At 41.3% G+C, this 20,251-nt stretch carries 24 protein-coding genes; all 24 read left to right on the forward strand.

Annotation, left to right across the window (positions count from 1 at the left end):
• The first annotated feature begins 85 nt into the window (after positions 1-85).
• Positions 86-3,646 carry a DNA-directed RNA polymerase subunit beta gene (gene rpoB, locus H0173_RS08235; RefSeq protein WP_221845886.1) on the forward strand — a complete coding sequence of 1,187 codons (3,561 nt, stop codon included), beginning with the start codon at positions 86-88 and terminating at the stop codon, positions 3,644-3,646.
• Between the two features lie 138 nt (positions 3,647-3,784).
• Positions 3,785-7,384, forward strand: coding sequence for a DNA-directed RNA polymerase subunit beta' (gene rpoC / locus H0173_RS08240; protein ID WP_221845887.1), 3,600 nt, complete (start codon positions 3,785-3,787; stop codon positions 7,382-7,384).
• A 164-nt stretch (positions 7,385-7,548) separates the two neighbouring features.
• Positions 7,549-7,797 carry a 50S ribosomal protein L7ae-like protein gene (locus tag H0173_RS08245; protein WP_221845888.1) on the forward strand — a complete coding sequence of 83 codons (249 nt, stop codon included), beginning with the start codon at positions 7,549-7,551 and terminating at the stop codon, positions 7,795-7,797.
• A gap of 103 nt (positions 7,798-7,900) precedes the next feature.
• Positions 7,901-8,323 carry a 30S ribosomal protein S12 gene (gene rpsL, locus H0173_RS08250; protein WP_221845889.1) on the forward strand — a complete coding sequence of 141 codons (423 nt, stop codon included), beginning with the start codon at positions 7,901-7,903 and terminating at the stop codon, positions 8,321-8,323.
• A 45-nt stretch (positions 8,324-8,368) separates the two neighbouring features.
• Positions 8,369-8,839, forward strand: coding sequence for a 30S ribosomal protein S7 (gene rpsG, locus H0173_RS08255; protein WP_221845890.1), 471 nt, complete (start codon positions 8,369-8,371; stop codon positions 8,837-8,839).
• Positions 8,840-8,890: 51 nt separating this feature from the next.
• Positions 8,891-10,969: an elongation factor G gene (gene fusA / locus H0173_RS08260; RefSeq protein ID WP_221845891.1), complete on the forward strand. Its 2,079-nt coding sequence runs from the start codon at positions 8,891-8,893 to the stop codon at positions 10,967-10,969.
• Positions 10,970-11,097: 128 nt separating this feature from the next.
• On the forward strand, positions 11,098-12,285 hold the full coding sequence (gene tuf, locus H0173_RS08265) for an elongation factor Tu (RefSeq protein ID WP_221845892.1): 1,188 nt from the start codon (positions 11,098-11,100) through the stop codon (positions 12,283-12,285).
• Between the two features lie 393 nt (positions 12,286-12,678).
• Positions 12,679-12,987, forward strand: a complete 309-nt coding sequence (gene rpsJ / locus H0173_RS08270; RefSeq protein ID WP_003354783.1) for a 30S ribosomal protein S10 — start codon at positions 12,679-12,681, stop codon at positions 12,985-12,987.
• A gap of 40 nt (positions 12,988-13,027) precedes the next feature.
• Positions 13,028-13,654, forward strand: coding sequence for a 50S ribosomal protein L3 (gene rplC / locus H0173_RS08275; protein ID WP_221845893.1), 627 nt, complete (start codon positions 13,028-13,030; stop codon positions 13,652-13,654).
• A 27-nt stretch (positions 13,655-13,681) separates the two neighbouring features.
• On the forward strand, positions 13,682-14,305 hold the full coding sequence (gene rplD / locus H0173_RS08280) for a 50S ribosomal protein L4 (protein ID WP_221845894.1): 624 nt from the start codon (positions 13,682-13,684) through the stop codon (positions 14,303-14,305).
• Positions 14,305-14,589: a 50S ribosomal protein L23 gene (gene rplW / locus H0173_RS08285; RefSeq protein ID WP_260631100.1), complete on the forward strand. Its 285-nt coding sequence runs from the start codon at positions 14,305-14,307 to the stop codon at positions 14,587-14,589. The genes rplD and rplW overlap by 1 nt, the downstream gene beginning before the upstream one ends.
• A gap of 25 nt (positions 14,590-14,614) precedes the next feature.
• Complete coding sequence (gene rplB / locus H0173_RS08290; RefSeq protein WP_221845895.1) at positions 14,615-15,445, forward strand: 50S ribosomal protein L2; 831 nt, start codon at positions 14,615-14,617, stop codon at positions 15,443-15,445.
• A gap of 60 nt (positions 15,446-15,505) precedes the next feature.
• On the forward strand, positions 15,506-15,784 hold the full coding sequence (gene rpsS, locus H0173_RS08295) for a 30S ribosomal protein S19 (RefSeq protein WP_221845896.1): 279 nt from the start codon (positions 15,506-15,508) through the stop codon (positions 15,782-15,784).
• An 18-nt stretch (positions 15,785-15,802) separates the two neighbouring features.
• On the forward strand, positions 15,803-16,144 hold the full coding sequence (rplV, locus tag H0173_RS08300) for a 50S ribosomal protein L22 (protein ID WP_221845897.1): 342 nt from the start codon (positions 15,803-15,805) through the stop codon (positions 16,142-16,144).
• Positions 16,145-16,147: 3 nt separating this feature from the next.
• On the forward strand, positions 16,148-16,804 hold the full coding sequence (rpsC, locus tag H0173_RS08305; protein WP_221845898.1) for a 30S ribosomal protein S3: 657 nt from the start codon (positions 16,148-16,150) through the stop codon (positions 16,802-16,804).
• Position 16,805: 1 nt separating this feature from the next.
• Complete coding sequence (rplP, locus tag H0173_RS08310) at positions 16,806-17,240, forward strand: 50S ribosomal protein L16 (protein WP_221845899.1); 435 nt, start codon at positions 16,806-16,808, stop codon at positions 17,238-17,240.
• On the forward strand, positions 17,230-17,430 hold the full coding sequence (gene rpmC / locus H0173_RS08315; protein ID WP_057776544.1) for a 50S ribosomal protein L29: 201 nt from the start codon (positions 17,230-17,232) through the stop codon (positions 17,428-17,430). The genes rplP and rpmC overlap by 11 nt, the downstream gene beginning before the upstream one ends.
• 21 nt (positions 17,431-17,451) lie before the next feature.
• On the forward strand, positions 17,452-17,715 hold the full coding sequence (gene rpsQ, locus H0173_RS08320; protein WP_213104782.1) for a 30S ribosomal protein S17: 264 nt from the start codon (positions 17,452-17,454) through the stop codon (positions 17,713-17,715).
• A 40-nt stretch (positions 17,716-17,755) separates the two neighbouring features.
• Positions 17,756-18,124 carry a 50S ribosomal protein L14 gene (gene rplN / locus H0173_RS08325; protein ID WP_066301501.1) on the forward strand — a complete coding sequence of 123 codons (369 nt, stop codon included), beginning with the start codon at positions 17,756-17,758 and terminating at the stop codon, positions 18,122-18,124.
• A gap of 35 nt (positions 18,125-18,159) precedes the next feature.
• Positions 18,160-18,471, forward strand: coding sequence for a 50S ribosomal protein L24 (gene rplX, locus H0173_RS08330; RefSeq protein ID WP_221845900.1), 312 nt, complete (start codon positions 18,160-18,162; stop codon positions 18,469-18,471).
• 26 nt (positions 18,472-18,497) lie between these two features.
• On the forward strand, positions 18,498-19,037 hold the full coding sequence (gene rplE / locus H0173_RS08335; RefSeq protein WP_221845901.1) for a 50S ribosomal protein L5: 540 nt from the start codon (positions 18,498-18,500) through the stop codon (positions 19,035-19,037).
• A gap of 25 nt (positions 19,038-19,062) precedes the next feature.
• Positions 19,063-19,248 carry a 30S ribosomal protein S14 gene (gene rpsN / locus H0173_RS08340; RefSeq protein ID WP_009499044.1) on the forward strand — a complete coding sequence of 62 codons (186 nt, stop codon included), beginning with the start codon at positions 19,063-19,065 and terminating at the stop codon, positions 19,246-19,248.
• Positions 19,249-19,278: 30 nt separating this feature from the next.
• Complete coding sequence (gene rpsH / locus H0173_RS08345; RefSeq protein WP_151537127.1) at positions 19,279-19,677, forward strand: 30S ribosomal protein S8; 399 nt, start codon at positions 19,279-19,281, stop codon at positions 19,675-19,677.
• A 31-nt stretch (positions 19,678-19,708) separates the two neighbouring features.
• Entirely contained in the window at positions 19,709-20,248 is a 540-nt protein-coding gene (gene rplF, locus H0173_RS08350) for a 50S ribosomal protein L6 (protein WP_221845902.1), read from the forward strand.
• The last annotated feature ends 3 nt before the right edge of the window (positions 20,249-20,251 follow it).

Genomic DNA, 20,251 nt, shown 5'->3' on the forward strand with positions numbered 1-20,251 from the left:
CTTTTTTCTTTTTGTCTTAAGATAGGACTGTTTGTTCTATTTGAGAATATTATTGCCATTAAGCTTGATTTGAGGGGTGAATCAGTTGATAGGTCAACTTGTTCAGTATGGACGACACCGCCAACGTAGGAGTTACGCACGAATCAGTGAAGTTTTAGAATTACCAAATCTAATCGAAATCCAAACCTCTTCTTATCAATGGTTTCTTGATGAGGGTTTACGTGAAATGTTCCAGGACATTTCACCGATTGAAGACTTTACTGGTAATTTGTCGCTTGAATTTATTGATTACAGCCTTGGCGAACCAAAGTATTCCGTTGAGGAATCGAAAGAACGAGATGTTACATATTCTGCACCTTTGCGTGTGAAAGTACGTCTTGTAAACAAAGAAACAGGCGAAGTTAAAGACCAGGATGTCTTTATGGGTGACTTCCCGCTTATGACAGAAACAGGTACATTCGTGATCAATGGTGCGGAACGTGTAATCGTTTCTCAGTTAGTTCGTTCACCGAGTGTATACTATAGTGGAAAACTAGATAAAAACGGGAAGAAAGGCTTTACTGCAACTGTTATCCCGAACCGCGGCGCTTGGCTTGAGTATGAAACTGATGCCAAGGATGTCGTTTACGTTAGAATAGATCGTACTCGGAAACTGCCCGTTACGGTTCTTTTGCGTGCGCTTGGGTTCGGTTCTGATCAAGAAATCATCGATTTGATTGGAGATAATGAATACATTCGCAATACGCTTGAAAAAGACAATACAGAAGGTACGGATAAGGCGCTATTAGAAATTTATGAACGCCTTCGTCCAGGAGAACCTCCGACTGTAGAAAATGCTAAAAGTTTATTAGTTTCAAGATTTTTTGATCCTAAGCGCTATGATTTAGCAAACGTAGGAAGATACAAAATTAATAAAAAGCTCCACATTAAAAATAGATTATTCGGACAACGACTCGCTGAAACTCTGGTAGATCCGGAAACAGGCGAAATTATTGCCGAAAAAGGTGTAACTTTAGATCGACGCACACTAGACCGTATTCTCCCAAGCTTAGAAAAGAATATTGGTTTCAAGTCAGTTAGTCTTGTTGGCGGAGTTCTAGAAGAGGATATTACACTTCAGTCTATTAAAATCTATGCACCTAATGAAGACGGTGAAAAGGTTATTAATGTAATTGGAAATGCATATGTAGAAGAGGCAGTGAAAAATATTTCACCTGCTGATATCATTTCATCCATCAGTTACTTCTTTAACCTGCTGCATTCTGTAGGTGATACAGATGACATTGACCATTTAGGAAATCGTCGTTTGCGTTCTGTTGGCGAATTATTACAAAACCAATTCCGAATCGGTCTTTCAAGAATGGAACGTGTAGTTCGTGAGAGAATGTCCATTCAAGATACAAACACGATTACTCCGCAGCAATTAATTAATATTCGCCCAGTTATCGCGTCTATTAAAGAGTTCTTCGGAAGTTCACAGTTATCTCAATTCATGGATCAGACGAATCCTCTTGCAGAATTAACGCACAAACGCCGTCTTTCTGCCTTAGGACCGGGTGGATTAACGCGTGAACGCGCAGGGTTTGAAGTGCGTGACGTTCACTATTCTCACTATGGTCGTATGTGTCCGATCGAGACTCCAGAAGGACCGAACATTGGACTTATTAACTCTTTATCATCCTTTGCAAAGGTGAACCGCTTCGGATTTATTGAAACTCCGTATCGTCGTGTTGATCCTGAAACAGGCAAGGTTACAGACCGTATTGATTACTTAACGGCTGATGAAGAGGATAACTATGTAGTTGCTCAAGCAAACGTACTTCTAGCTGATGACGGTTCATTCCTTGAAGAGGAAGTTGTTGCTCGTTTCAAAGGTGAGAACACAGTTGTTCCTCGAGACCGCGTTGACTATATGGACGTTTCGCCTAAGCAAGTAGTTTCTGCTGCAACAGCGTGCATTCCGTTCCTTGAAAATGATGACTCTAACCGTGCACTAATGGGTGCGAACATGCAGCGTCAAGCTGTACCGTTAATGCAGCCTGAGGCACCAAGAGTAGGTACTGGAATGGAGTATGTGTCAGGAAAAGACTCAGGTGCTGCTGTAATTTGTAAGCACGAGGGAATCGTTGAACATGTGGAAGCCCGTGAAGTTTGGGTTCGCAGAATTGTAAATGTAGATGGCCAAGAAGTAAAAGGTGATCTTGATAAATACAGAATGCTTAAATTCATCCGTTCTAACCAAGGGACTTGTTACAACCAGCGTCCAATCGTTGCGGTGGGCAATCGTGTAACAAAGGGTGAAATTCTTGCTGATGGTCCTTCCATGGAGCTTGGAGAGCTAGCGCTTGGACGTAACGTTCTAGTTGCCTTCATGACATGGGATGGATATAACTATGAAGATGCCATCATCATGAGTGAACGTCTAGTGAAGGATGACGTATATACATCTATTCACATTGAAGAATATGAATCTGAATCTCGTGATACAAAGCTTGGACCTGAGGAAATTACTCGTGATATTCCTAACGTTGGGGAAGATGCTCTTCGCAACCTGGATGAAAGAGGAATCATCCGAACAGGTGCAGAGGTTAAGGATGGCGACCTGTTAGTAGGTAAAGTAACGCCTAAAGGTGTAACGGAACTGACTGCAGAAGAAAGATTATTACATGCAATCTTCGGAGAAAAAGCTCGTGAAGTCCGCGATACTTCCCTTCGTGTTCCACACGGCGGCGGCGGTATTGTACTAGATGTTAAAGTCTTCAACAGAGAAGATGGAGATGAGCTTCCTCCTGGTGTTAACCAGCTTGTCCGTGTATACATTGTTCAGAAGCGTAAAATTTCTGAAGGGGATAAGATGGCTGGACGACATGGTAATAAAGGGGTTATCTCTCGAATTTTACCTGAAGAGGATATGCCATTTATGCCAGATGGCACACCAGTCGACATCATGTTAAACCCTCTAGGGGTTCCGTCGCGTATGAACATTGGACAGGTGCTTGAGCTTCATCTAGGTATGGCAGCAAGAGCATTAGGAATTCATGTTGCATCCCCTGTATTCGATGGTGCCACAGAGGAAGATGTATGGGCAACGATCGAAGAAGCAGGAATGGCGCGTGATGCGAAAACAGTTCTTTATGATGGACGTTCTGGAGAGCCATTCGACAACCGTGTATCAGTTGGTGTCATGTATATGATTAAGCTTGCTCACATGGTTGATGATAAACTTCATGCTCGTTCTACTGGACCATACTCTCTTGTTACTCAACAGCCATTGGGCGGTAAAGCTCAATTTGGCGGACAGCGTTTCGGGGAGATGGAGGTATGGGCACTTGAAGCATATGGTGCTGCTTACACGCTACAAGAAATCTTAACAGTTAAATCTGATGATGTTGTTGGTCGTGTGAAAACATATGAAGCCATCGTTAAAGGTGAAAACGTTCCGGAGCCAGGAGTACCTGAATCCTTTAAGGTATTAATTAAAGAGCTTCAGAGCTTGGGTATGGATGTTAAAATTCTTTCAGGCGATGAGGAAGAAATTGAAATGCGCGACATGGAGGACGAAGAAGATCTGCAGCAAGCAGAATCATTTACAATTGCCCCTGAACCGCAAAACTCAGAAGCTGAAGAAGTAGTTGCTAAAGAGTAGTTAATATAAAACCTAACAATTATTCACGGCCCTAGCTTTATGAAAAAGCAGGGCTGATGAACGATTGTATTTTGCACCCACATTGCTTTCTTAGGGCAAACTGGGTATAGCCCGGACATAAAAAGGGAGGTAGGCCCCTTGCTAGATGTAAACAATTTTGAGTATATGAAAATCGGTCTTGCTTCACCAGATAAGATTCGATCTTGGTCTCATGGTGAGGTAAAAAAGCCTGAAACGATTAACTATCGTACGTTAAAACCTGAAAAAGACGGTTTGTTCTGCGAACGCATTTTTGGACCGACAAAGGATTGGGAATGTCATTGCGGAAAGTACAAACGTGTACGCTATAAAGGTGTAGTCTGTGACCGATGCGGCGTTGAAGTAACGCGTGCAAAGGTACGTCGAGAAAGAATGGGGCATATTGAACTTGCTGCTCCTGTTTCTCACATCTGGTATTTTAAAGGAATCCCAAGCAGAATGGGACTTGTTCTTGATATGTCTCCGCGTGCTCTTGAAGAAGTCATTTATTTTGCTTCATACGTAGTGACGGATGCCGGCGATACAGCTCTTGAGAAGAAGCAGCTGCTTTCCGAAAAGGAGTACCGGGCGTACCGTGAAAAATACGGCAACAAGTTCCAAGCTTCAATGGGAGCTGAGTCTATTAAAAAGCTTCTTTCTGATATCGATTTAAATAAAGAAGTTGATATCTTAAAAGAAGAGCTTAGAACAGCACAAGGACAACGCAGAACACGTGCTATTAAGCGTTTAGAAGTATTAGAAGCTTTCCGTGGATCGGGCAACGAACCATCTTGGATGATCCTTGATGTACTTCCTGTTATCCCACCAGAGCTGCGTCCAATGGTTCAGCTTGATGGCGGTCGTTTTGCTACGTCTGACCTAAACGATCTATACCGTCGTGTCATTAACAGAAACAATCGTCTTAAGCGTTTATTGGACCTTGGTGCTCCAAGCATTATTGTTCAAAATGAAAAGCGTATGCTTCAAGAAGCAGTCGACGCATTAATCGACAATGGACGCCGTGGCAGACCTGTTACTGGTCCTGGTAACCGTCCGTTAAAATCACTTTCTCATATGTTAAAAGGGAAGCAAGGCCGTTTCCGTCAAAACTTGCTAGGGAAGCGTGTTGACTACTCTGGACGTTCGGTTATCGTTGTAGGACCTAACTTAAAGATGTATCAATGCGGACTTCCAAAAGAAATGGCATTAGAGTTATTCAAGCCATTTGTAATGAAAGAGTTAGTTGAAAAAGGCTTATCCCATAATATTAAATCGGCAAAACGCAAAATTGAACGAGTTCAGCCAGAAGTTTGGGATGTTTTAGAAAGCGTCATTAAAGAGCACCCAGTACTTCTTAACCGCGCCCCTACTCTTCATAGACTAGGAATTCAGGCGTTTGAACCAACATTAGTTGAAGGTCGTGCTATTCGTCTTCACCCGCTTGTATGTACAGCTTATAACGCTGACTTTGATGGTGACCAAATGGCGGTTCACGTTCCGCTTTCATCAGAAGCACAAGCTGAAGCGCGCCTATTAATGCTTGCAGCTCAGAACATTTTGAATCCGAAAGACGGAAAACCAGTTGTTACTCCTTCCCAGGACATGGTTTTAGGTAACTACTACCTGACACTTGAAAGAGATGGTGCTGTTGGTGAAGGGATGATTTTCAAGGATATTAATGAGGCGCTTCTTGCCTACCAAAATGGTTATGTTCATCTGCACACACGTGTAGCAGTTCATGCGGGTTCCTTGAATAATCCAACATTTACACCAGAGCAAAATCAAAAACTGTTAATTACAACAGTAGGGAAAATGATCTTTAATGAAATTTTACCAACGTCATTCCCTTATATTAATGAGCCTACTAGTAGCAACTTAGAAGTTGAAACTCCTGCAAAGTATTTTGTAGAAAAAGGACAGGAAGTTCTTTCGATTATTCGTGAAATGCCTATAGTAGAGCCGTTTAAGAAGAAAATTCTTGGTAATATCATTGCAGAGGTTTTCAAACGCTATAAAATTACTGAAACCTCAAAAATGTTAGACCGTATGAAGGACCTTGGATTTAAGTATTCTACAAAAGCTGGTATCACAGTTGGTGTAGCTGACATCGTGGTATTAGGTGAAAAGGAACTTATTATCCAAGAGGCACAAGGTAAAGTTGATAATGTTATGAAGCAGTTTAGACGCGGACTTATCACAGAGGATGAGCGCTATGACCGTGTTATCTCCATTTGGAGTGCTGCTAAAGATACAATTCAAGAAAAGCTGATGAAGTCACTTGATAAATCGAACCCAATCTTCATGATGAGTGACTCTGGTGCCCGTGGTAACGCATCTAACTTTACACAGTTAGCGGGTATGCGCGGTCTGATGGCTAACCCGGCTGGTAGAATTATTGAGTTACCAATCCGTTCAAGTTTCCGTGAAGGATTAACAGTATTAGAGTACTTTATTTCCACACACGGTGCTCGTAAGGGTCTTGCGGATACGGCACTTAAAACAGCGGACTCAGGATATCTGACTCGTCGTCTTGTTGACGTAGCTCAAGATGTAATTGTCCGTGAAGATGATTGCGGAACGGACAGAGGTCTGTTAATCGGCGCATTGATGGATGGCACCGAAGTCATTGAAACACTTGAAGAACGTCTAATTGGACGTCATGCAAGAAAAGCGATTAGACATCCAGAAACAAAAGAAGTAATTGTACCTGAAAATGGATTGATTACTGAAGACCTTGCGAAAGTAGTGACAGAAGCAAATGTTGATAAAGTATGGATTCGATCAGCGTTTACTTGTAACACACGTCATGGTGTATGTAAGAAATGTTATGGCCGCAACCTTGCAACAGGTCAAGAAGTTGAAGTAGGGGAAGCTGTAGGTATCATTGCTGCGCAGTCTATCGGTGAGCCTGGAACACAGTTAACGATGCGTACATTCCATACTGGAGGAGTTGCGGGAGACGATATTACCCAAGGTTTACCGCGTATCCAAGAGTTGTTTGAAGCACGTAATCCAAAAGGTCAGGCAGTTATTTCTGAAATTGAAGGTGTTGTAGTAGGAATTAACGAAGGTCGAGATCGTCAGCATGAAATTGTTGTTCAAGGTGAAGTAGAATCACGTACGTATACTGCTCCTTACACAGCTAGACTTAAAGTAGGCGTGAACGATCATGTAGAACGTGGTCAGGAACTAACAGAAGGTTCAATTGACCCGAAAGAATTAATTAGAGTAAAAGACGTAACAGCAGTTCAAGAATACTTGCTGCGTGAAGTTCAGAAGGTTTATCGTATGCAAGGGGTTGAAATTGGTGATAAGCATATCGAAGTAATGGTTCGCCAAATGCTTCGCAAAGTGCGTGTCATCGATGCAGCTGAAACGGATGTTCTTCCAGGTACATTACTGGATGTTCACCAGTTTACAGATGCGAATGAAAAGGCACTTCTTGCTGGAAAGCTTCCTGCAACAGGCCGCCCTGTATTACTAGGTATCACGAAAGCGTCTCTTGAGACAGATTCATTCCTATCTGCAGCATCTTTCCAAGAAACAACAAGAGTACTTACAGATGCAGCAATTAAAGGAAAACGTGATGAATTACTAGGACTTAAGGAAAATGTTATCATCGGTAAGCTTGTTCCAGCTGGTACAGGTATGCAGCGATATCGCAGAGCAGAGCCTTACACAAAGGAAGAAATAGCTGAGGATACTGTTACAGTAGAATAATATTAATTTGCGGTGCTGGCTGAGTTGCTTAGCCAGTACCGTTTTTACACTTTCTCTAACATGTTTTTAATAAAAATATTAGATTGATTGTTGACATCGAAAAACTAAGATGTTAATATAGCAAAGGTGCTCCTATTAACTGGATACTTTGGAGGATGTCACTTATGTCTTATGAAAAAGTATTGCAGGCAAAAGATATTATAATAGGGACAAAGCAAACGGTGAAAGCACTGCAGACAGGAACAGCGAAAGAAGTTGTCGTTGCCAAAGACGCAGATCCGAAAGTGATTGCAAAGGTGGCAATCGTTGCAACTGAGATGAATGTTCCGATACATTATGTCGATTCTATGAAAAAGCTTGGCAAAGCATGTGGAATAGAAGTGGGTGCGGCAGCTATTGCGATAATTAATTAAAAACTGTTTTTGTAGAAACGTTCTGCAAAGACTTTGTTTTTTGCATCAAAATGAACCACCTGGATGTGTGGGCTTAAACAAATAGCGAAGGGAGGACAATTCAATGCCTACTATTAACCAATTAGTGCGTAAACCTCGTCAAACTAAAGAGGAAAAGTCTAAATCACCTGCACTAAACAAAGGATACAACAGCTTCAAAAAAGCACAAACAAATGTTTCTTCACCACAAAAACGCGGTGTATGTACTCGTGTTGGTACAATGACTCCGAAAAAACCAAACTCAGCATTACGTAAATATGCTCGTGTTCGTTTATCTAACGGAATCGAGGTTAATGCTTACATTCCTGGTATCGGTCATAACCTTCAAGAGCACAGCGTTGTTCTAATCCGTGGCGGACGTGTAAAGGACTTACCGGGGGTACGTTACCATATCGTTCGTGGAGCATTAGATACAGCTGGTGTTGCTAACCGTATGCAAAGCCGTTCTAAATACGGTCAGAAGAGACCGAAAGCGCCTAAAAAATAATCTTAAATAAATTAAAGAAAAGAATTTCTGAAAGGAGGAAATAATATGCCACGTAAAGGTCCTGTTGCAAAAAGAGACGTATTACCGGATCCGATTTACAACTCAAAGCTTGTTAGTAAACTTATCAACAAAATGATGGTTGACGGTAAGAGAGGTAAATCACAAGCAATTCTTTACTCAGCTTTTAATATCATCAGTGAGCGCTCTGGAAAAGAGCCAATGGAAGTTTTCGATCAAGCACTTAAAAACATCATGCCTGTACTTGAAGTAAGAGCACGCCGTGTCGGCGGATCTAACTACCAAGTGCCAGTTGAGGTGCGTCCAGATCGTCGTACTACTCTTGGTCTTCGTTGGTTAGTAAACTATTCTCGTCTACGTGGAGAAAAGACGATGGAAGAGCGTTTAGCTAACGAAATCCTAGATGCAGCTAACAACACTGGTGCTGCAGTTAAGAAACGTGAAGATACACACAAAATGGCAGAAGCGAACAAAGCGTTTGCTCACTATCGCTGGTAGAATTTATTCCTTATACAAAATACTACTCATACTAGGAAGGAGAAAGACCCAATGGCAAGAGAGTTCTCCTTAGAAAATACTCGTAATATCGGGATCATGGCTCACATCGATGCCGGTAAAACAACAACAACTGAGCGTATTCTTTACTATACAGGTAAGATCCACAAAATCGGTGAAACACACGAAGGTGGAGCTCAGATGGACTGGATGGAGCAAGAGCAGGAGCGTGGAATAACAATTACATCTGCAGCAACAACTGCACAATGGAAAGGTCACCGCGTAAACATCATTGATACACCAGGACACGTAGACTTCACAGTTGAAGTTGAACGTTCACTTCGTGTACTTGATGGTGCTGTTACTGTACTTGATGCTCAATCTGGGGTTGAACCACAAACTGAAACAGTATGGCGCCAAGCAACAACTTACGGCGTACCACGTATTGTTTTCGTAAACAAAATGGATAAGCTTGGTGCGGACTTCTTATATTCTGTAGGCACTCTTCATGATCGCCTTCAAGCGAATGCGGCTCCAATTCAATTACCAATCGGTGCTGAAGATCAATTCTCAGGCATTATCGATTTAGTTGAAATGAACGCTACATTCTACAAGAACGATCTTGGGACAGAAATTGAAGAGGGGGAAATCCCTGCAGAATATCAAGATCAAGCTGCTGAATACCGTGAGAAATTAATCGAAGCTGTTGCTGAACTTGATGAAGAATTAATGGAGAAATACCTTGGTGGAGAAGAAATCACTAAGGAAGAGCTAAAAGCTGCTATTCGTAAAGCGACTATTAGCGTTGAATTTTATCCTGTTCTTTGCGGTACTGCATTTAAGAACAAAGGTGTTCAAAAAATGCTAGATGCAGCAATCGATTATCTTCCATCTCCACTGGATATCCCTGCTATTCAAGGTGTAAATCCAGAGACAGATGAAGAAACAGAACGTCATGCAGATGATAACGAACCATTCTCTGCTTTAGCGTTTAAAGTAATGACGGATCCATATGTAGGTAAACTTACATTCTTCCGTGTTTATTCCGGTACATTAAGCTCTGGTTCTTATGTACAAAACTCTACAAAAGGCAAGCGTGAGCGTGTAGGACGTATCCTGCAAATGCATGCAAACAGCCGTCAAGAAATTTCAATCGTACACGCAGGGGATATCGCTGCAGCAGTTGGTCTTAAAGATACAACTACTGGTGATACACTATGTGACGAGAAGAGTCTTGTTATTTTAGAGTCTATGGAATTCCCAGAGCCAGTAATTCAATTATCTATCGAGCCAAAAACAAAGGCTGACCAAGATAAAATGACTACTGCTCTTCAAAAACTTCAAGAAGAAGATCCAACATTCCGTGCACATACTGACCAGGAAACTGGAGAAGTTATCATTGCAGGTATGGGTGAGCTTCACCTTGATATCCTAGTTGACCGTATGCGTCGTGAATTTAAAGTGGAAGCAAACGTTGGTGCACCTCAGGTTGCTTACCGTGAAACTTTCCGCGCTTCAGCATCTGTTGAAGGTAAATTTGCACGTCAATCTGGTGGACGTGGACAATATGGTCACGTTTGGATTGAATTCTCTCCAAATGAAGAAGGTAAAGGCTTTGAATTCGAAAATGGCATCGTCGGTGGGGTAGTTCCTCGTGAATACATCGCTCCTGTACAAGCTGGTCTTGAAGATGCTCTTGAAAGAGGAGTACTTGCTGGATTCCCATTAGTTGATATTAAAGCTAGATTATTTGACGGATCTTACCATGATGTTGACTCATCTGAAATGGCGTTTAAGATCGCTGCTTCAATGGCATTGAAAAATGCAGCATCAAAATGTAACCCTGTTATTCTTGAGCCGGTAATGCGCGTTGAAGTTATTATCCCTGAAGAATACATGGGAGATATTATGGGTAACATCACTTCACGTCGTGGTCGTGTAGAAGGTATGGAAGCTCGTGGTAACGCTCAAGTTGTTCGTGCGATGGTTCCACTTTCTGAAATGTTTGGATATGCTACTTCTTTACGTTCTAGTACGCAAGGTCGCGGTGTATTCACAATGCAATTCGATCACTACGAAGAAGTTCCAAAGTCAATTTCTGAAGAAATTATCAAAAAGCATAAAGGTGAATAAATTTAATTGATTTTACCTTTTTAATCAAGTATAACTACTATTGTAGGCATCATAGCTGCGAAAGGAGACATCTTTTCGCGGCGTTTAAAAATACTTAAATTTTTATAAATTAAAGGAGGATTTTCCTAATGGCTAAAGCTAAATTTGACCGTTCAAAACCCCATGTAAACATTGGTACAATCGGACACGTTGACCATGGTAAAACTACTTTAACTGCTGCTATCACTACTGTTCTTGCAAAGAAAATGGGCGGTGAAGCAAAAGGTTACGACCAAATCGACAACGCTCCAGAAGAAAAAGAGCGTGGAATCACTATCTCAACTTCTCACGTTGAGTATGAAACTGAAAACCGTCACTATGCACACGTAGACTGCCCAGGACACGCTGACTACGTTAAGAACATGATCACTGGTGCTGCTCAAATGGACGGCGGTATCCTAGTAGTATCTGCTGCTGACGGCCCAATGCCACAAACTCGTGAGCACATCCTTCTTTCTCGTCAAGTAGGTGTACCTTACCTTGTTGTATTCATGAACAAGTGTGACATGGTAGACGACGAAGAGCTTCTTGAATTAGTAGAAATGGAAATTCGTGATCTATTATCAGAATATGAATTCCCTGGCGATGACATTCCAGTTGTTAAAGGTTCTGCTCTTAAAGCTCTTGAAGGCGAACCAGAATGGGAAGAAAAAGTTCTTGAATTAATGGCTGCTGTTGATGAGTACGTTCCAAACCCAACTCGTGACACTGAAAAGCCATTCATGATGCCAGTTGAGGATGTATTCTCAATCACTGGTCGTGGAACAGTTGCTACTGGACGTGTTGAGCGTGGAGTAGTTAAAGTTGGGGACGTTGTTGAAATCACAGGTTTCACAGAAGAGCCAAAATCAACTACTGTTACTGGAGTTGAAATGTTCCGTAAATTACTAGACTATGCTGAAGCTGGAGACAATATCGGTGCTCTACTTCGTGGGGTAGCTCGTGAAGATATCCAACGTGGTCAAGTACTTGCTAAGCCAGGTACTATTAAGCCACACACAAAGTTCAAAGCTGAAGTATACGTTCTATCTAAAGAAGAAGGTGGACGTCATACTCCATTCTTCACTAACTACCGTCCTCAGTTCTACTTCCGTACAACTGACGTAACTGGTATTTGTAATCTTCCAGAAGGCGTAGAAATGGTTATGCCTGGAGATAACATTGAAATGACTGTTGAGCTTATCGCTCCAATCGCTATCGAAGAAGGAACTAAGTTCTCAATTCGTGAAGGTGGCCGTACAGTAGGCGCTGGCGTTGTTGCTACAATCCAAGAGTAATTATTAGTTAATATAAACCAGATGGGTGACGATCCATCTGGTTTTATTTTTGAAAAAATTGACTAGTTTCTTCTATATTAATAAATATGAAGCGACAAATATAAATGAAGAGCTTTTTAAGGTGTTCATCCATTATGAAATTTTTGGATTCTCTTACTCAAGCTTGAAAAAGAGATGAAATGCCGATATAATTATACGAGTGTGATAGACATAAGAAATTACAGGATTTTATCTTGCAATTTACTTATGGTTTATGTATAATAGACAATGTTGGTCTTTGACTGCGATGAAGTGAAAGGTTGCTGACACACCCGGCCGCTTTGCCATGGCGAGTGTGTGGGAAATTTTCACGGAGAATGTCTATTTTAAAATAGGCGAAAAGGAGGGAAAATAATGGCAAAACAAAAAATTCGTATTCGTTTAAAAGCGTATGATCACAGAATTCTTGATCAATCTGCTGAAAAGATTGTTGAAACTGCAAAGCGTTCTGGTGCGGCTGTATCTGGTCCGATTCCATTACCTACTGAAAAATCTGTTTACACAATTCTTCGTGCGGTTCATAAGTACAAAGATTCTCGTGAACAATTTGAAATGCGTACGCATAAGCGTCTAATCGACATCGTTAACCCAACACCACAAACGGTAGATTCATTAATGCGTTTAGATTTACCATCTGGTGTAGATATCGAAATCAAACTTTAATGAAATAAATTAAACTTAACAATCAGGAGGTGTGACTGAAATGACCAAAGGAATCTTAGGAAGAAAGATTGGTATGACTCAAGTGTTTGCTGAAAACGGTATTCTTATCCCGGTAACAGTTGTTGAGGCAGCAGGTAACGTTGTTCTTCAAAAGAAATCAGTAGAAACTGATGGCTACGAAGCAATCCAAATCGGATTCGAAGACAAACGTGAAAAGCTATCTAACAAGCCGGAAAAAGGCCATGTTGCAAAAGCTAACACTGCTCCTAAGCGCTTCGTTCGTGAATTACGCGGAGTTAATTTAGGAGAATATGAAGTTGGTCAAGAAGTCAAAGTTGATATTTTCGCAGCAGGTGAAACTGTTGATGTAACAGGAATTTCAAAAGGTAAAGGTTTCCAAGGTGCTATTAAACGCCACGGACAATCTCGCGGACCAATGTCTCACGGTTCTCGTTACCACCGTCGTGTTGGTTCTATGGGTCCTGTTGCTCCAAACCGTGTATTCAAAGGTAAATTATTACCAGGACGCATGGGCGGAGAGCAAGTTACAGTTCAAAACCTTGAAATCGTAAAAGTTGACGTTGAACGCAACCTTTTACTTATCAAAGGTAATGTACCTGGAGCTAAAAAAGCTTTATTAAAAATTAAAAGTGCGGTTAAAGCATAGTAATAAGTCGGAAAGGAGGAAATAAGAATGCCGAAAGTAGCATTATTTAACCAAGGCGGATCACAAGTTGGTGAAATCGAACTAAACGATTCAATCTTTGGTATCGAGCCTAATAACCATGTTCTATTTGAAGCGGTTGTTATGCAAAGAGCTTCTTTACGTCAAGGAACTCACAAAACAAAAATTCGTTCTGAAGTAGCAGGCGGCGGTCGCAAGCCATGGCGTCAAAAAGGCACAGGCCGTGCTCGTCAAGGTTCTATCCGTTCACCACAATGGCGTGGCGGTGGTACTGTATTTGGTCCTGTTCCACGTAGCTACAGCTACAAGTTACCTAAAAAGGTACGTCGCTTAGCGATCAAATCTGCTCTATCTTCTAAAGTGTTAGCAGAAAACATTCTAGTATTAGAAAGCCTAGCTTTCGAAACTCCAAAAACAAAAGACTTTAAGGGTGTATTAAAAGGTCTTTCTGTTGATTCTAAAGCATTAGTTGTAACAGCTGACTTAGATGAAAATGTAGCATTATCTGCTCGTAACATCCCTGGAGTAACTGTTGTAACAGCTACAGGAATTAACGTTCTTGATGTTTTAAATCATGATAAATTAATCATGACGAAAGCAGCGGTTGAAAAAGTAGAGGAGGTGCTTGCATAATGGATGCACGCGATATCATTAAGCGCCCCGTAATTACTGAAGCTTCTTCTGATATAATGGCCGATAAAAAATATACATTTGAAGTTGACGTTAAAGCTAACAAAACTCAAATCAAAGATGCTGTAGAAGAAATTTTCGGCGTTAAAGTTGAGAAAGTTAACGTTATGAACTACAAAGGTAAATTCAAGCGTATGGGACGTTTCGGCGGTTACACTAACAAGCGTCGCAAAGCAATCGTTAAATTAACAGCAGACAGCAAAGAAATCGAATTCTTTGAAGTTTAATAATAATTGAAGAGGAGGGAATAAAATGGCGATTAAAAAGTACAAACCTACCTCTAATGGTCGTCGCGGAATGACAGGGTTCACTTTCGAGGAAATCACTACTGATAGACCGGAAAAGTCACTCTTAGCTCCATTGAATAAAAAAGCAGGCCGCAACAACCAAGGTAAGATAACTGTTCGTCATCAAGCCGGCGGTCATAAACGCCAGTATCGTATTATTGATTTTAAACGTAACAAAGATGGCATTCCAGGACGCGTTGCTACGATCGAGTACGATCCAAACCGTTCATCACGAATTGCTTTAATTAATTATGTAGATGGTGAAAAGCGCTACATCATTGCTCCTAAAAACCTAGAAGTAGGTATGGAAGTAATGTCTGGTCCTGAAGCAGATATTAAAGTAGGTAACGCTCTGCCATTATCAAACATGCCAATGGGTACTGTTATTCACAATATTGAATTAAAACCTGGTAAAGGTGGACAATTAGTTCGTTCTGCAGGTACTTCTGCACAGGTTCTTGGTAAAGAAGGCAAATATGTGCTTGTACGCTTAAACTCTGGCGAAGTACGTATGATCCTTGCTGCATGCCGTGCGACTGTAGGTCAAGTAGGTAATGAACAACACGAACTTATTAACATCGGTAAAGCAGGACGTTCCCGCTGGTTAGGTAAGCGCCCAACTGTTCGTGGATCTGTAATGAACCCTAACGATCACCCACACGGTGGTGGTGAAGGACGTTCACCAATCGGACGTAAGTCTCCAATGACTCCTTGGGGCAAACCAACACTTGGTTTCAAAACACGCAAAAAATCAAACAAGTCGGATAAGTTTATTGTTCGTCGTCGTAAAAAATAACGGGGTTGTCCTACGGTTCATGTGTAGAACCGTAGATCAATCACGAAGGGAGGTTCACTCATGGGTCGCAGCTTAAAAAAAGGGCCTTTTGTTGATGATCATTTAATGGCAAAGATCGAAAAGCTAAATGAAACTGATGGCAAACAAGTTATCAAAACTTGGTCACGCCGTTCTACGATCTTCCCACAATTCCTAGGACACACAATTGCAGTTTACGATGGTCGTAAACACGTTCCTGTATATGTCACTGAAGACATGGTAGGCCACAAGCTTGGAGAATTCGCTCCAACACGTGCTTACAAAGGGCATGGCAATGATGATAAGAAAACAAGACGTTAATGAGAGGAGGGCATTCATATGCAAGCTAAAGCTGTTGCAAGAACAGTTCGTATTGCTCCTCGTAAAGCTCGTTTAGTCGTAGATTTAATTCGAGGAAAGCAAGTAGGTGAAGCGGTAGCGATTTTAAAATTAACGCCAAAAGCTGCTTCTCCAATCGTAGAGAAAGTTTTAAAATCTGCATTAGCAAACGCTGAGCACAACTATGAAATGGACGTTAATTCTTTAGTAGTTACTCAAGCATTTGTTGACGAAGGACCAACACTTAAGCGTTTCCGTCCTCGTGCAATGGGCCGTGCAAGCCAAATCAACAAACGTACTAGCCATATCACTATCGTTTTATCAGAAAAGAAGGAGGGGTAATCAGTGGGTCAAAAAGTAAATCCAGTCGGTTTGCGTATCGGTGTTATCCGTGATTGGGAATCAAAATGGTACGCAGGCAAAGACTATGCTGATCTTTTACACGAAGACCTTAAAGTTCGTGAGTACATCACAAAGCGCTTGAACGATGCTTCTGTTTCTAAAGTAGAAATCGAACGTGCTGCTAATCGTTTAAACATCACTATTCACACTGCCAAGCCAGGAATGGTTATTGGTAAAGGTGGTACTGAAGTTGAAGCACTTCGTAAAGCTCTTAACTCACTAACTGGCAAACGTGTACACATCAATATTCTTGAAATCAAAAAAGCTGATATCGACGCGAAATTAGTTGCGGAAAACATTGCTCGTCAATTAGAAAACCGCGTATCTTTCCGTCGTGCTCAAAAGCAAACTATTCAACGTGCAATGCGCGCTGGTGCTAAAGGTATCAAAACAATGGTATCTGGTCGCTTAGGCGGTGCTGATATCGCTCGTTCTGAATCTTACAGCGAAGGAACAGTTCCACTTCATACTCTTCGTGCTGATATCGATTATGCTACAGCTGAAGCTGATACAACTTACGGTAAGCTTGGTGTGAAAGTATGGATTTATCGTGGAGAGGTCCTTCCTACGAAGAAGAAATCTGAGGAAGGAGGCAAATAATATGTTACTGCCTAAACGCGTAAAATATCGTCGTGTGCACCGTGGAAAAATGCGCGGTCAAGCTAAAGGCGGCACTGAAGTGACTTTCGGTGAATTTGGTCTTCAAGCTACTGAAGCTTCTTGGATCACAAACCGTCAAATCGAATCTGCCCGTATCGCTATGACTCGTTACATGAAACGTGGCGGTAAAGTATGGATTAAAATTTTCCCTCATAAGCCTTACACAGCTAAGCCTCTAGAAGTCCGAATGGGTTCCGGTAAGGGTGCTCCTGAAGGATGGGTAGCAGTTGTTAAGCCTGGGAAAGTTATGTTCGAAATTGCAGGTGTATCTGAAGAAATCGCTCGTGAAGCACTTCGCCTTGCATCACACAAACTTCCTGTTAAGTGTAAGTTTGTAAAACGTGAAGAAATTGGTGGTGAATCAAATGAAAGCTAATGATATTCGTGACCTTACCACTGCCGAAATTGAACAAAAAGTCAAATCATTAAAAGAAGAATTATTCAATCTTCGCTTTCAGTTAGCGACTGGCCAGCTTGAAAATACAGCTCGTATTCGTGAAGTACGCAAATCAATCGCTCGTATGAAAACAGTGATTCGTGAAAGAGAAATTGGTTTTTCAAAGTGAAATTGAGAGGAGGTTCGCACAATGAGTGAACGCAACCAACGCAAAGTTTACACTGGGCGTGTTGTTTCTGACAAAATGGATAAGACCGTGACTGTCCTAGTTGAAACATACAAAAAGCACCCTTTATATGGTAAACGCGTTAAGTACTCTAAAAAATTCAAAGCTCATGATGAGCAAAATGTAGCGAAAACTGGCGATATCGTACGTATTATGGAAACTCGCCCACTTTCAGCTACAAAACGTTTCCGTCTTGTAGAAGTAGTAGAAAAAGCAGTTATTATCTAATTGTTCGGAAAGAGTTTAATTCCGAAGGGAGGTTACACACATGATTCAACAAGAATCACGTTTGAAAGTTGCTGACAACTCTGGTGCTCGTGAAGTACTTACAATTAAAGTTCTTGGTGGCACTGGCCGCAAATACGCTAACATTGGTGACATTATCGTTTGTACAGTGAAACAAGCAACACCAGGTGGCGTTGTTAAAAAAGGTGATGTTGTTAAAGCAGTAGTTGTTCGGACAAAGAGCGGTGTACGCCGTAATGACGGTACTTACATTCGTTTTGATGAAAACGCATGTGTAATTATTCGTGACGATAAGGGTCCTCGTGGTACTCGTATCTTCGGACCTGTTGCTCGTGAACTACGCGACAGCAACTTCATGAAAATTATTTCTTTAGCTCCAGAAGTTCTATAATCCAAATTAAATTGCCTTTAAGGAGGTGCTTACTGATGCATGTAAAAAAAGGTGACAAAGTTATGGTCATCTCTGGTAAGGATAAAGGCAAAACAGGAATCATTCTTGCAGCTTTCCCTAAACAAGACCGTGTTCTTGTAGAAGGTGTAAACATTGTTAAGAAACATTCCAAGCCTTCCCAAGTGAATCCGCAAGGCGGAATCATTAGCCAAGAGGCTCCAATTCATGTATCAAACGTTATGCCTGTTGACCCTAAGTCAGGCAACCCAACACGGGTAGGCTATAAAACGGTTGATGGCAAAAAAGTACGTGTTGCAAAAAAATCCGGTGAAGTTCTAGATAAATAGTTAATTAAAGAAGGGAGGTACAATGAATGAACCGCCTAAAAGAAAAGTATACAAAAGAAATCACTCCTGCTCTTATGAGCAAGTTTAACTATAAATCAATTATGCAGGTGCCTGCTATTGATAAAATCGTAATCAACATGGGTGTTGGTGATGCTGTTCAAAACGCTAAAGCATTAGATAATGCGGTTGAAGAGTTAGCATTAATCGCTGGTCAAAAGCCAGTTGTAACTCGTGCGAAAAACTCTATCGCTGGTTTCCGTCTTCGTGAAGGTATGCCTATCGGCGCTAAAGTTACTCTACGTGGAGCGCGTATGTATGAGTTCTTCGATAAGTTAGTCTCTGTATCACTTCCACGTGTACGTGACTTCCGTGGTATTTCTAAGAAATCTTTTGACGGACGCGGTAACTACACTTTAGGTGTAAAAGAGCAGTTAATCTTCCCTGAAATTGATTACGATAAAGTAAACAAAGTTCGTGGTATGGATATCGTTATCGTAACTACAGCTAATACTGATGAAGAGGCTCGTGAACTTTTAACTCAATTTGGAATGCCGTTCCAAAAGTAATCGCTAAATAGAGGGAGGCGAAAACGTGGCTAAAAAGTCAATGATTGCGAAACAAAAACGCACGCCTAAATACAAGGTACAAGAATACACACGCTGCGAACGTTGCGGACGTCCACATTCTGTTTACCGTAAATTTAAGCTTTGCCGTATCTGTTTCCGTGAATTAGCATATAAAGGTCAAATTCCTGGCGTGAAAAAAGCTAGCTGGTAAACCTAAAGGTTTAGGAAGGAGGTAAAAACAATGGTCATGACAGATCCAATTGCAGATTTGCTAACTCGCATCCGTAATGCGAACATGGTACGTCACGAAAAATTAGAAGTTCCTGCTTCTAATATTAAGAAGGAAATCGCTGATATCCTAAAGCGTGAAGGATTCGTACGCGATGTTGAGCTTATTGAAGACAACAAACAAGGGATCATCCGCATTTTCTTAAAATACGGTTCTAACAACGAACGTGTAATCACTGGTCTAAAGCGCATCAGCAAACCAGGACTTCGTGTTTATGCAAAAGCAGACGAAGTTCCACGTGTACTTAACGGCCTTGGAATTGCATTAGTTTCTACTTCTCAAGGAGTTCTTACTGATAAAGAAGCTCGCGCAAAACAAGTTGGCGGAGAAGTTTTAGCATACGTTTGGTAATAGAGTTTCTTAATGAATGGAGGTGCAACAAATGTCTCGTATAGGTAAAAAACCAATCGAAGTTCCAACTGGTGTTACAATCACAGTTGATAGCAAGAACACGGTTACAGTAAAGGGTCCTAAAGGTGAACTTACTCGTTCATTCAGCCCTGATATGGTTATTCAACAAGAAGAGAACGTATTAACTGTTTCTCGTCCATCTGAATCAAAAGCACATCGTACTATTCACGGTACAACTCGTGCTTTACTTTCTAACATGGTTGAAGGTGTATCTAAAGGCTTTGAAAAAGGTCTTGAGCTAATCGGGGTCGGATACCGTGCTCAAAAACAAGGTACTAAACTTGTACTTAACGTAGGATACTCTCATCCTGTAGAAATCACACCTGAAGCTGGTGTTGAAGTAGAAGTTCCTTCTAACACAAAGATCATCGTAAGAGGAATCAGCAAAGAGCGCGTAGGTGCTTTAGCTGCTAACATTCGTGATGTTCGTCCTCCAGAGCCTTACAAAGGAAAAGGTATCCGTTATGAAGGCGAATATGTGCGTCGTAAAGAAGGTAAAACTGGTAAGTAATGC

Source organism: Bacillus sp. S/N-304-OC-R1 (genome assembly GCF_019749375.1).
Classification (GTDB): domain Bacteria; phylum Bacillota; class Bacilli; order Bacillales; family Cytobacillaceae; genus Cytobacillus.